The sequence below is a fragment of the Zunongwangia atlantica 22II14-10F7 genome (assembly GCF_002094855.1).
In the GTDB taxonomy this organism is placed as follows: domain Bacteria; phylum Bacteroidota; class Bacteroidia; order Flavobacteriales; family Flavobacteriaceae; genus Zunongwangia; species Zunongwangia atlantica.
The window spans coordinates 143082-156890 of the sequence record NZ_ARYN01000008.1 but is presented as its reverse complement, the minus strand read 5'-3'; the positions used below and the strand labels follow the sequence as shown (position 1 = coordinate 156890).

Annotated in this window: 10 protein-coding genes; 8 read left to right on the top strand and 2 right to left on the bottom strand. The window is 35.6% G+C overall.

Going from position 1 to position 13809, the window contains the following annotated elements; genetic code table 11:
* Positions 1-6: 6 nt before the first annotated feature.
* The 6 genes from IIF7_RS10280 (at position 7) to IIF7_RS10255 (ending at position 6188) form a co-directional block, all read left to right on the top strand.
* A complete protein-coding gene (locus IIF7_RS10280; protein WP_084841598.1) occupies positions 7-2214 on the top strand; it encodes a bifunctional alpha,alpha-trehalose-phosphate synthase (UDP-forming)/trehalose-phosphatase in 2208 nt (735 codons plus the stop codon).
* Positions 2215-2382: 168 nt separating this feature from the next.
* Entirely contained in the window at positions 2383-2673 is a 291-nt protein-coding gene (locus IIF7_RS10275) for a YtxH domain-containing protein (RefSeq protein ID WP_084841597.1), read from the top strand.
* Positions 2674-2888: 215 nt separating this feature from the next.
* Entirely contained in the window at positions 2889-3443 is a 555-nt protein-coding gene (locus IIF7_RS10270; RefSeq protein WP_084841596.1) for a fasciclin domain-containing protein, read from the top strand.
* Between the two features lie 126 nt (positions 3444-3569).
* The gene (locus IIF7_RS10265) at positions 3570-4919 is read left to right on the top strand and encodes a M28 family metallopeptidase (protein WP_084841595.1); all 1350 of its coding nucleotides are present in this window, start codon (positions 3570-3572) and stop codon (positions 4917-4919) included.
* 176 nt (positions 4920-5095) lie between these two features.
* Positions 5096-5299, top strand: coding sequence for a hypothetical protein (locus tag IIF7_RS10260; protein WP_084841594.1), 204 nt, complete (start codon positions 5096-5098; stop codon positions 5297-5299).
* A 28-nt stretch (positions 5300-5327) separates the two neighbouring features.
* Positions 5328-6188, top strand: a complete 861-nt coding sequence (locus IIF7_RS10255; RefSeq protein ID WP_084841593.1) for a PRC-barrel domain-containing protein — start codon at positions 5328-5330, stop codon at positions 6186-6188.
* A 45-nt stretch (positions 6189-6233) separates the two neighbouring features.
* Here the strand turns inward: IIF7_RS10255 and IIF7_RS10250 are convergent, their stop codons facing one another.
* Both IIF7_RS10250 and IIF7_RS10245 read right to left on the bottom strand, forming a co-directional pair.
* A complete protein-coding gene (locus IIF7_RS10250; protein ID WP_386275097.1) occupies positions 6234-8360 on the bottom strand; it encodes a Tex family protein in 2127 nt (708 codons plus the stop codon).
* A gap of 160 nt (positions 8361-8520) precedes the next feature.
* Positions 8521-9489 (bottom strand): App1 family protein, encoded by a 969-nt coding sequence (locus IIF7_RS10245; RefSeq protein WP_084841592.1) that lies wholly within the window; start codon positions 9487-9489, stop codon positions 8521-8523.
* Between the two features lie 68 nt (positions 9490-9557).
* On the opposite strand from IIF7_RS10245, the gene IIF7_RS10240 reads away from it, so the two are divergent.
* Both IIF7_RS10240 and IIF7_RS10235 read left to right on the top strand, forming a co-directional pair.
* The gene (locus IIF7_RS10240; RefSeq protein ID WP_084841591.1) at positions 9558-10433 is read left to right on the top strand and encodes a diacylglycerol/lipid kinase family protein; all 876 of its coding nucleotides are present in this window, start codon (positions 9558-9560) and stop codon (positions 10431-10433) included.
* 287 nt (positions 10434-10720) lie between these two features.
* Positions 10721-13804 carry a SusC/RagA family TonB-linked outer membrane protein gene (locus tag IIF7_RS10235; protein ID WP_084841590.1) on the top strand — a complete coding sequence of 1028 codons (3084 nt, stop codon included), beginning with the start codon at positions 10721-10723 and terminating at the stop codon, positions 13802-13804.
* Positions 13805-13809: the final 5 nt, after the last annotated feature.

The window sequence follows — 13809 nt, the reverse complement described above, 5'->3', positions numbered from 1 at the left end:
ATAATTATGAGTAAAACTATTATTATTTCTAACCGTCTACCCCTGAAAATCGCTTTAGAAGACGATAAACTTCGAGTCACCCCAAGTGTTGGTGGTTTAGCCACCGGCCTAAAATCTTTTCACAAAGATGGAGACAGTATCTGGATTGGTTGGAGTGGTTTAACCGAGGAAGAAATACCAGATCATCTGGAAGAAGAAGTAAAGGAAAAAGCGAAAGCTGAAGATTGTATAGCCGTGAACTTAACTGAAGAAGAAGTTGACGGCTTTTATTATGGTTTTAGCAATCGAACCATCTGGCCTCTTTTCCATTATTTTATGGAATTCACTGAAGCAGAACATGCATCATGGGAAATTTACAAGCAAGTAAATATTAAATATGCGAAAGAAGTTCTTAAGCATTACGAAGCTGGTGACAGGGTTTGGGTTCACGATTACCAATTGCTATTGGTACCTAAATTAATAAGAGACGAAGAACCAGAAGCCATTATTGGTTTCTTTAATCATATACCTTTTCCTTCTTACGAGGTTTTTAGAACATTGCCCTGGCGTGAATCTGTTCTAGAAGGAATGTTGGGAGCAGATCTTATAGGATTTCATACCTACGATTACGAAAGGCACTTTTTAAGTTCAGTCACTCGAATTTTACGCCATAAAGTTGATTTCAACGAAGTGACACTACCAGAAAGAATTGTAAAGGTTGATTCCTTTCCTATGGGAATAGATTATAAGAAATTTGAAGATGCTGCACTTAATCATTTTAGAGGTACCGAGGATGAACAATCTGAATTACAACGCAGGCTGGACCTTCACCTGGAAGCTACTCCAGATGCCAAATTGATCCTTAGTATCGACAGGTTAGATTATACTAAAGGAATCGCCAATAGAATTAGAGCTTTTGAATATTTCTTAGATAAATACCCAGAATTTATTGAAAAGGTGAGATTGGTCATGCTGGCAGTACCTTCTCGATCTAATGTACCGCAATATCAAAGATTGAAGCGTGAAATCGATGAATTGGTCGGTCGCATAAACGGTAAATTCTCTACGGTAAGTTGGACGCCAATCTGGTACTTTTACCGCTCTATGCCTTTTGATAATTTAATTGACCTGTATACTTCCTGCGATGTTGCATTACTAACACCAATTCGCGATGGGATGAATTTGGTTGCTAAAGAATATATCGCTACAAGAACAGATCATACCGGAGTTTTAATTTTGAGCGAAATGGCAGGTGCCGCTCACGAGATGAACGAAGCTCTAATTATTAATCCAAATAACTTTGAGCAAATAGCTTTAACTTTAAAACAAGCTATTGAAATGCCAAAAGAGGAGCAGATTGAACGAAATAAAACACTTCAGAAAAGATTAAAAAGATACAATGTAGAAAAATGGGCTAAGGACTTTATGCAAGCCCTTAAAAATACTGAAGATAATCGTCGATCTTTTGAATCAATTAGGATCACTCCTAAGGTTTCAGAAAAATTAGTAGAAGATTATAAAACTTCAGAAAAAAGAATTCTGTTTTTAGATTACGACGGAACCTTAGTTGATTTTGTAGACAAGCCTGAAGATGCTCGCCCAGACCAGGAGCTTATCGATCTTGTTACTCAGCTTAATTCACAGGAGAATACCGATGTAGTAATTATAAGTGGTCGCGATAAAGAAACACTTGGCGATTGGTGGAAAGGAACCTCTATAGAATTAATTTCTGAACACGGCGCATGGATGCGACAAAAGAATTGCGAATGGGAGTTGTCTGAAAATGTAAAAAATGAATGGATGGATGCCGTTCGTCCTGTGATCGAAAGCTTTGTAGATCGTACACCCGGTACGTTTTTGGAAGAGAAAAATTATTCTTTAGCATGGCATTATCGTAAAGCCGATCCAGAACTTGGCGAAATTAGAGCCAATGAACTTTCAAATACTTTAAAAGGACTGGTTTCAAATCGTGGTTTAAGTGTACTAGCAGGAAATAAAGTTTTAGAAATTAAAAGTAGTGGTGTAAACAAAGGAAAAGCTTCTTCTAAAAAATTGGTAGGCGAAAACTATGATTTCATCTTTGCGATAGGCGACGACTGGACAGATGAATATATGTTTGAAGAGTTACCAAGAAAGTCTTATACCGTTAAGGTTGGAATTAAGAAAACTAGCGCAAATTATTACGTAAATGATACAAAACGGGTGCGAGAAATTCTAACATCGTTTTTAGATTAAAATAAATCTGCTTTGAAACCTTATTAAAATGAGTGATTTCTAAAATTGTTAAAAATATTGAGAATTTTCAATAAAGTTTATATCAAGATTAACTCGAAAAATAAGGCTATAATACTGTATATAAGTAATTTTACAATACAATAATTTACGAACTATAAAAACTAATCTATGAAATCAGGAGGAAAAATTTTAATAGGACTATTATCTGGAGCTGCTGCAGGAGTTGCCGCAGGTTTATTATTCGCTCCTAAAAAAGGAAAAGACACTAGAAAAGCGATCGCTAAAACTAGTGATGACTATTATAAAGGAGCAAGAGGTAAAGTAACCGATTTTTCAGATTCGGTAGGTCATAAAATTGATGCTCTAAAAGCACGAACTAAAGCTAGTTTTACTACTTCTAAGTCTGAAGAAAAAATAAATGAAGCAAAAGCTGAAATTCACGAAATGAAAGCTAGCTAAATATTATAATTTTTAAATTATATAAGCCCCGAAACTAATGCGGGGCTTTTTTTATGCCTATTCTTTAAAATTACACCTTATGGAAATCTTCAAAAAAACCATTTAAAAACATCAATACTTTAAAAATCTATATATTTTAAGCATTTTTTATGATAATTTAAAAATCCAAACAAGAGCCTATTCTCGTTTATATGATATAACTAAAACTTATTATCATGAAAAAATTATCATTTTTATTCAGTTTCACATTTGTGCTTTTTGTTTGTACCAATTTAAGTGCTCAAAAAACTAAAATGGTTGGTGGTGCTGAAATGTATCCTTCTAAAACAATTGTAGAAAATGCTTCACAATCTAAAGATCATACTACTTTGGTTGCGGCTGTAAAAGCTGCAGATCTTTTAGCCACTTTAAGCAGCGATGGCCCTTTTACCGTTTTTGCTCCTACAAATAGTGCTTTTGAAAAACTTCCTGCCGGCACAGTAGAAACTTTACTTAAACCAGAGAACAAGTCCTCGTTGCAAGGAGTTTTAACTTATCACGTGATCGCAGGAAAATATGATGCTTCTAAAATCATGAAGGCTATTAAAAAAGGTAACGGAATGGCTTCTTTCGAAACTGTAAATGGTCAAAAAATCACAGCGATGATGGATGGCGATATGCTAAAAATAAAAGATGCAAGTGGCAATATTTCTACAGTGTCTATTGCAGATGTTTACCAATCTAACGGAGTTGTACATGTTGTAGATACAGTATTTTTACCAAAGATGTAATATTAGCTAAATATATAGTAAAGCTGCTTAGGATATCCTGAGCAGCTTTTTTAATTGTACTATATTCTAATTTGCAGGAACAGCGAAAGTTTACGTAAATTACCAAACCTAAAACCCCCTCAATTTATGTTCAAAAAATTACCAATTTCGCTTTTATTACTTTCTCTAGCCGTATTTTCTGGCAAGCAGGCAAAAGCGCAGGAAACAGATTCTAAAATTTATGACATAATTTCTACAATATCGGCAGATAGTATAGAAGCAGATATTCGAAAGCTGGTAAGCTTTGGCACTCGAAATACTTTTAGTGATACCCTTTCTGATACACGCGGAATTGGCGCTGCTCGTCGGTGGATAAAATCTGAATTCGACAATATAGCTTCAGATTGTAACTGCATGGATGTTTTTTACCAAAAGGACTTTGTAAAAAAAGAAGATGGTGGCAGAATCCCAAAAGATGCCTGGGTTGTAAATGTTGTTGCCATTCAGAAGGGAACAAAATATCCTAATCGCTATATCATTATGAGTGGTGATATCGATTCTCGCGCTAGCAATACAATGGATTTTAAAATTGATGCACCGGGAGCTAATGATAATGCAAGCGGAATGGCTGGCACGATGGAAGCTGCTCGTGTACTATCTAAGTACCAATTCGAAAACAGCATTGTTTATGTTGGTCTTAGTGGTGAAGAACAGGGACTTTTTGGCGGTAAAGGATTAGCCGAATACGCCAAAAAGAATAACTGGGATATCATTGGTATTTTAAATAACGATATGATCGGGAATATTGAAGGTGTAGACGGTGTGATTAGTAATCGTGATTTCAGAATATTTTCTGAACCAGTTCCTCCTACCGAAACTGAAAGAGAGCGTAATATGCGACGTTTTTACGGTGGCGAAGTAGATGGTATTTCAAGACAATTAGCGCGCTACATTCATAAAACCACAAAAACCTATATGCCAGAAATGAATCCTATGATGATCTATCGTTTAGACCGCTTTGGCCGTGGTGGACATCATCGTCCCTTTAACGATCTTGGTTTCGCCGGAGTTCGTATTATGGAAGCGCACGAAAACTATAATCGCCAGCACCAGGATATTAGAACTGAAAACGGAATCGAGTATGGCGATGTGATCGAAGGCGTTAATTTTGATTATGCAAAGAAACTGACTTCTGTAAATGCTATAAACCTGGCAAGCCTGGCCTGGGCTCCACCAGCTCCAGAGAAAGTTGAAATTGGCGGAATCGTAGAAGCCGATACCAAATTAAGATGGAAAGCTGTACAAGGTGCTGCCGGCTATAAAATTTACTGGCGTGATACTACCGCTCCACAATGGCAACATTCCCGCTTTGTAAAAGATGTTACCGAGTTTACTTTAGATGGTGTGGTAATCGATAATTTCTTCTTTGGCGTGTCTGCCGTTGGAGAAAATGGTCACGAAAGTGTAGTGGTATTTCCATCGGGTACTTTTAGATAAAAACAGACTACTTTTTATATAAAGCGAAATTGGTATTCCCGGTTTCGCTTTTTTTATGACTTTTTTGCAACTGCTCTATATACTTCGTTAATTAACAATAGTTTACTTTTTCCTTAATGCTATTTAGCAAGCTACCTGTCTAATTTTATAAAGCAATTAACCAAATAAAATCTATTATGGCAGAAATAAGAATTGAGAAAAAGAAACAAATATGGCCATGGATCATTGTTATTATCGTTGTTGGCGTATTGGCTTTCTTATATTTCTACGGAAGTGCGCAAAGCGATAATACCGAGGATAATAGCTCCCTTGAAGAAATTGGCCAAAGTGAAACACAAACATCTTCGGCATCCTCAAACAAAGTAATCTTCGAGTTTTAAACCAGTTAACCTACTAAATCAAAAAGTTATGAAAACCAAAGAGAAACATTTATATAGTTTAAATGAATTAGGCGATTATAAAATAGCCAAGAACGATCATGATATTCGCGGTTGGGAAGTAAGAGATCGTGATGCAAAAAGTATTGGGAGAGTAGATAATTTACTTGCCAATAAAGATCTAGGAAAAGTGGTTTATGTTGATGTTGAAGTACACCAATCGATAATCGATAAAAATCACGATCCTTTTTCAGCAAATAACGATTCGGGATTTAAAGAATTTATAAATAAAGATGGTGAAAATCATATTATAATTCCAATTGGTTTAATCTATATTCATCCAGAAGAAAAATATGTTCATACTAATTCTTTAGATTACAATACGTTTGCAGAAACCAAGCGATACCGCACCGGCGAACCTATCTCAAGAAACTACGAAGAACAAATTTTATCTTCTTATAAAGCAAATTATCGCCCTAACGAAATTAAAGGAAAACATGATTCTTTGAAGGAGGACGAATATATTGAAAGTGAATATAGTGCTAGAAAATCTTCGCCTTCACCAGCTTATACTTCATATCCTGAAAGAGAAACCACCCAAGATCGTATAGAGCGTGAAAGAGCAAATCTCAAATACAAGTCTGAAGTTCGTCACGATCGTGAAGAAACAACTGAAGAGCGCATGGAAAGAGAACGAGCGCACTTAAGAGCAACTTCAGGACATCCAGATCCTGCTTTTAAACCAGCCAGAACTTACGACGACGATAAAAACTGGGTTAGAGAAAAAGAGTATTTATCTGACGCTGAAATCGAAGCCAGACGAAAAGGCCGAATTAGAAATGATGAAGATTTTTATAATCAGGAAGAATTTAGGCCAAGAAGAAGATACTAAAAACGCCTAACAAAAAAATCCCTGCAAATTGCAGGGATTTTTATTTTAATCTACCATAGAAAGCTGAATCCTTTTTCGATCCAAATCTACATCTAAGACGGTAACTTCTACTTCCTGATTTAATCGCACAATTTGGGTCACATCGCTAACATAAGTATTAGATAATTTAGAGATATGTACCAAACCGCTTTGTTTTAAACCAATATCTACAAAACAACCAAAATTGGTGATATTATTTACCAATCCCGGTAATTTCATTCCCTTCTTAAGATCGGTAATTTCACGTATATTTTCATCGAAAGAGAACATACTAATTTTCTCTCTAGGATCTACACCCGGCTTTTCCAATTCTGCCAAGATATCTTGCAAAGTTGGTAATCCCGTATTCTCAGTGATATAATTCTCTAATTTTAATTCCTGAAGTTTCTTTTTATTTCCTACCAATGCTGAAATTTCTACGGAAAGATCTTTTGCCATTTTTTCAACGATCTTATAACTTTCTGGATGTACGGCAGAATTATCTAAAGGATTTTTAGCGTTTCTAATTCTTAAAAATCCAGCCGACTGTTCAAAAGCTTTGGCTCCTAAACGTGGTACTTTAAGTAATTCTTTTCTAGATTGAAAACCACCATTTTCGGTACGTAATTTTATGATATTTTCAGCTAAAGAAGGTCCTAAACCACTCACATAAGCAAGTAATTCTTTACTCGCGGTATTCAGATTGATCCCAATTTTATTTACAGTGCTCATTACTGCGGTATCCAAACGCTGTTTCAGGAGATTTTGATCTACTTCGTGCTGATACTGCCCTACTCCAATAGATTTTGGATCTATTTTCACCAATTCTGCCAAAGGATCACTTAATCTTCTACCAATAGAAACAGCTCCACGAACCGTAATATCGTAATTAGGAAACTCTTCCCGTGCTACTTTTGAAGCAGAATATACCGAAGCTCCTGCCTCGTTCACCACATAAACTTCGAGATCACGATCAAAAGGAATCGATTCTACAAACTGCTCGGTTTCCCGGCTTGCCGTACCATTTCCTATAGAAATCGCTTCGATTTTATGAGCATTAACCAGCGACTTTATTTTCTTAGCTGCAAGACTACGCTCTTTTTGTGGCGGATGCGGATAAATATTTTCATTATGCTCTAATTTCCCGTTTTCATCTAAACACACCACTTTACAACCCGATTTAAATCCAGGATCGATCGCTAAAATTCGTTTTTCACCTAGAGGCGGTGCCATTAGCAACTGCTCTAAATTCAGCGAAAAAACTTTTATTGCTTCTTCATCTGCTTTTAGTTTGGTTTCATTTAAAAATTCAGTAAAAAACGAAGGTTTTAATAATCTGGTATACGCATCGCTCACTGCTTCTTCAATTAAAGTTGCAGATGATGAATGTCGATTTTTGATAATTGCATCAGTAATTATTTTTAAAGCATCCGCTTTATCGACTTCGATCTTCAATTTTAAAATTCCTTCTTTATCTCCGCGATAAATGGCTAAGAATCGATGACTCGGAATCCTTTTTAAAGGTTCGTCCCAATCGAAATATTGTTGAAATTTTTGCGCTTCTTCTTCAGCAGATTTTGCTTTTACAAATTTAGAAGAAATCTCAGCTCTTCTTGAATATAACTGTCTGATTCGTTTTCTTACAAATTGATTTTCGTTAATCCATTCAGCAATTATATGTTTTGCTCCTTCCAGCGCTTCATCTTCAGAATTGATGTCATTTTTAACGAAATTCGATGCTGCGGAATAAATATCTGGCGAGTTTTGTGCCATGATCATTTTCGCCAAAGGTTCTAAGCCATTTTCTCTGGCTGTATCAGCTTTGGTTTTGCGTTTTTTCTTAAATGGAAGGTATAAATCTTCAAGAATCGTAAGATTTTCAGCATTTTCGATCTTTGATTTTAATTGATCGGTAAGCGCATCCTGATTTTCAATGGCTTCAAGGATAGATTGCTTTCTTTTTTCAAGATTGTTGAAATATTGAAGCTCTTCTGATATTTGCTGAATTTGGGTTTCATCTAAATTCCCGGTTTGCTCCTTTCGATAGCGCGCAATAAAAGGCACAGTAGCATCTTCCTGAAGTAATTTGATGGTATTTTGAACGCTTTTAGCCGGTAGGCCAAGCTTTTTGATTACAAATTGATCTAAATTCACAATAAAAATTTTAGCGGAATGCGAAGATAGGATTCCGCTTCTAAAAAGTGATCTAAAAATCGATAATATCAACAATTACATGGATCTAAATTTTTGAATTCATCTAGGTAAGACTAACGAAACCTAAAAAAAATATATTCAAAAAACCACCAATTTCAGCTTAAATAATTTCTAGTTTTTTAGAATGCTTAATCGCCTGCTCGCTGTCTTTAAAATAGCAGGTGCTAACGTCTAAACTTTCAATATTGTTTAAAATTTCACTCACTTCTTCCTTTTGCTCCTTACCGGTTTGTCGAATATAAATAGATTTTACATTGGCTGGATAGGTTTTACAAATGCGCTCGTAAATGTGTACATCCTGCTGGGAATCATCGCCAAGTAAAACATACTCTAAATTTGGATAAAATGAGATAATATCTTTTACCTTCTGAAATTTATGATCATGATTTCCCCTACCCGTTTTTATAAAATCTGAAATTCCGGTTTTAATTTTCTTCAGCTTAATTACGGCTTTTGGCAGATCGTGCATATCGGCAAATTCAACTATAAAATCGTATAAATTCCACTCGCTGCTCGAAACAAAGAAAAAAGAATTAGAAGATTCCTCACTATCCTGCCCCGCTTTGCTTAATGCCTTATAATGATCTACCACATCATCAAAAACCTTTCGTCGGTTTACATTTTTAGACAACATCACATATAGCTTTTTAAAAAAGCTGTTGCTGTGAGAAATTAAAAAAGTATCGTCGATATCTGATATAATCCCAAGCTGACTATCATAAGGTTTTAGTAACTCTCCTTTTTCGATAATCCCAAATTTATCTTCCATTTTTGCGACTACCTCATATTGGTGCCAACCACTTTCTAATTCTTCTTCAAAAGGAACCGTAAACCTAAAATAACCATCTTCCATAGTTTTGGTTTTCCATTCTTTGCCTTTGAAACAAAGATGAAGCTCATAATTAGACAATGGTTTTATTCTGAATTTATGGATAATAGCCGAAGTATGTTTTATGCCTTTACGGTCTAAACGATATTTATCTGGCGCCCAACTTTTAAAAAGGTGACCAAAAACCACCAATTCCTGATCATTTACATAGCCACGATAAAGTTTTAAGTCAAGTTTCAAATTTTTTAATTTTTTATAAAGAATAGCCTAGCTCCAAATTAGTTAATTTTAGTCGCAATTATAATGATATGGCAGACTTTAGGAATATTTTAATGGTCGTAAACCCAATCTCGGGCGGCGAAGAAAAAGACGATCTTATCAAAGAAGTACGACGTGCAGTTGAACAAAATAACTGCAAATTTCATCTCTTTAAAACCAAAGGAGAAAATGATATTAAAAAAATTAAAGCTGAAATCGATAAAACTAGCCCTGAACGGGTTTTAGTTGTTGGTGGTGACGGCACTGTTAAGATTGTTGCTGAAGCTTTATTTGATAAAGACTTACCAATAGCCATTTTTCCTGCCGGATCTGCAAATGGATTAGCCTTAAACCTTGGTATTCCTGAAAAAAGAAAGCAACAAATTGAAGTTGCCCTGGGAGACAACTTTACCAGTTTAGACGTGCTACAAATTAATGACGAACTATGTCTTCATTTAAGCGATATTGGGTTAAATGCCGAATTAATAAAGAATTATGAGTCGGCCTCTATACGAGGTAAGTTTGGTTATTTAATGCAATCTATCCCAACTTTAATAAAAAGTAAATATCCTTACGAATACGAAGTTGAAGTGAATGGAGAAACCTTTTATCATAAAGGTATAATGTTAGCTATTGCCAATTGTACCAAATATGGCACTGGTGCAAAGATTAATCCTGAAGGCAAACATGATGATGGTAAGTTTGAAATCGTCATTTTTAAAAACCTAGATATTACTGAAATTTTAGGCACATTAAGAGAAGATGTAAAATTTGATCCCGCCTTTGCTGAAACCATTTCTACAGAACAGGCCATCATAAAATGTAAAAAGCCTATTGCTTTCCAAATTGATGGAGAATTTATCGAAAACACTCAAAAAATAGCGGTTAAAATTGCCGAAAAAGACCTTAAAATAGCCGTCAAATAGGAATTTTCAATATTTTTTTACATAGTTTTCAACAATTTTAATCATAAACGTTACGATTACGCTTATTTTGTGTTAAAATCTGCTGATGCCGCACCAATATTGAGATCCTTCAAATAAGTGTTAAAAACACACAATTATCATATTGTAAAAATTAAGCATTGATTTTTAATTTTTCCTTAAGCGATAACCTTTTCAAATTAATAATTATTGATTTTTAGTGTGAAATTTTATTAAATTTACACCTGGAAATTATAAGGTTTAGTTAATCAAACTGTAAAATTATTTTTATGAAACAAGGATTATTAAGGATCAGTTTGTTTCTGCTTGCCGTATTTAGCTTTTCATTTGCAAAAGCGCAAACGGTTTCGGGAACAGTAACAGATGGCTCTATGCCTATTCCAGGGGTTAACATTCTGGTAAAAGGTACTTCTAATGGTACTACCACAGATTTTGATGGTAATTTTACTTTAAACGATGTTGCAAGTGATGCAACACTTGTTTTTAGTTTTGTTGGTTTTGCCCAACAAGAAGTTAAAGTTAATGGTAGATCTACCATTAACGTAACAATGTCTGAGGACGCAGCTGCACTTAGTGAAGTTGTTGTAATTGGATATGGTTCTACTACCGTTAAAGATGCTACAGGAGCAGTAGCAACCGTTTCTGCTGAAGATTTTAACCAGGGAGTTATTTCTTCACCTGAAGAATTAATCCAGGGTAAAACTGCAGGTTTACAGATCACTACAACTAGTGGTGAGCCAGGAGGCGGTGTAAACATAAGGATTCGTGGTACATCTTCTGTAAGAGGTGGTAACAATCCATTATTTGTTGTAGATGGTGTTCCATTAGCAGGAAACGAGGTTTCTTCTGGTGGAGACGATGTTGGATTTGGATCAAGTTCAGCAAAAAACCCACTTAACTTCCTAAACCCTGCAGATATCGAAAGCATGAGTGTTTTAAAAGATGCTTCTGCAACTGCAATTTATGGGTCTCGTGGTGCGAACGGCGTAGTAATTATTACTACAAAATCTGGTAGAGGAAGTAAAGGTAGACTGGATTATGGTACTACTTTAAGCTTAGCTTCTCCAGCTAACGAGTATGATTTATTAGATAGAGACGAATACTTGGCTGCAGTTTCAGATCTTGGTGGAGATCTTGCTGTTTTAGATCAGGGTGGTAACACAGATTTTCAGGATGAAATCACAAGAACTGCATTCTCGCAAATTCACAACCTATCGTATGCAGATTCATACAATTCTGGTAACTATAGGGCTTCTTTAAGCTATGCAGACCAGGAAGGTATTGTAGAAAACTCTGCCTTAGAGCGTCTTTCAGGGAGATTTAATATTACTCAGCGTTTATTCAATGATAAATTAAAACTGAACTTACAGTCTACTTTATCCAGAGTAAACGATACCAGAGCGCCTATTTCTAATAATGCAGGTTTCCAGGGAGATTTATTAGGATCTGCTTATCAGGCAAATCCAACATTCCCTGCAGATCCAGACTTTCAGCCATTGGGAAGTATTATTAATCCTTTGGCGTTACTGAAGTTTACCTCAGACGAATCTGAAACCGATCGTGTACTTTTAAACTTCTCTGTAGATTATGAGATTTTTGAAGGCTTAGATGCAAAATTAAACTTAGGTTACGATACGTCTGAATCTAATAGAGAAGCTGCCGTATCTGGAGGTTTAACAGGAATTCAATCTGGTGTACCAGGAAATGGTCGTGGAAATTTAAACCAGGTAGAAGCTACAAACCGATTAGTGGAATTCACTTTGAATTACCAAAAGATGTTTGAAAACTCGAAGTTTGAAGCATTGGTTGGTTACTCCTTCCAGGATTTTGAAAGAAAAGGATACAATGTTAGCGGTTTTGGCTTCCAGAGTGAAGATTTAGGTGCGATGACAAGTAGCTTAAGTGCTGCAAATAATATTTTAAGAAACAATATTTCTGGTTCTTATCAGCAATATGGATACGATCCTAATGGTTTCTTTGTAACCAGATTGTTCCCAAATATTGCTACTGAAGATTTAACTTCTCCATCTGGGATTGGGCCAACTTCTGTAGCTTATGATAGTTTTAATACTACAGATGAATTACAGTCTTATTTTGCTCGTGTAAATTATGAGCTTGCAGGAAAATACTTATTCACTGCAACAGTAAGAGCCGATGGTTCTACAAGATTTGGAGGAAACAATAAATATGGGGTATTCCCTTCTGGAGCTTTTGCATGGCAATTAGCAGAAGAAGATTTTATTCCAGACACCTTCTCTACTCTTAAACTTAGACTAGGTTATGGTATCACTGGTAACCAGGAAATTCCTTACAATCAGTATACGGTTAGAGAGCGATATGCAGGATTCGGAATTCAGGATAACGGCAATATTAACCGCCCAGGTGTGACTCAGGTTTCTTTTGCAAACCCAGATTTACAGTGGGAAGAAACAAGCCAAACCAACCTTGGTTTAGACTTTGGGTTTATGCAGGATAGATTAAGCGGATCTTTAGATTTCTACTATAAGAATACAACAGATCTTCTTATCCAAGTATTCTCGGCGCAACCATCGCCTCAACCTTTCGTGTATCAAAACTTAGATGCTCACGTAATTAACAAAGGGGTTGAATTTGCGATCGATTATAATATTGTAGATAACGACGATTGGTTCTGGAACTTTGGTTTCAACATCGCCTACAATGATAACATGGTTGAAGATTATGCCGGGCAAAATAGAACTGGTGAAATTAATGGACAAGGACTTACCGGTGCATTTGCCCAATTACTTGCTGGCGGACAACCTTTATTCTCCTACTATTTAAGAGAGTTTGGTGGATTTGATGCATCAGGCCAGAGTATTTATCCTGATGGAGATGTACAAAAATTTATAGGTAAAAGTGCATTACCAACTACTAACGTTGGTATCTCTACAAGAGCTGAATATAAAAACTGGGATCTATCCATTTTTATGGCGGGACAGTATGGTCACTACCTATATAATAATACTGAAAATGCCTTCTTCACAAAAGGTGCTTTAAATAATGGTCGTAATGTGACACGTGATGTAGTAAATAACGGTGAAGCAGCTTCTAACGCTCCAGATGTTTCTACAAGATTCCTTGAAAAAGGAGATTTCTTAAGAATGCAAAATGCCACTTTAGGATACAACTTCGATCTTAATGAAGGTAGTATGTTTAATACCTTAAGATTGTATTTAAATGGTCAGAATTTATTTGTAATCACAGATTATTCTGGTTTAGATCCTGAGGTTGATACTAACAAAGCATTAAATGGAATTCCATCTGCAGGTATCGATTACACGGCTTATCCTAAGCCAAGAACATTCACTTTTGGGTTGAACGTATCATTTTAAAAAAT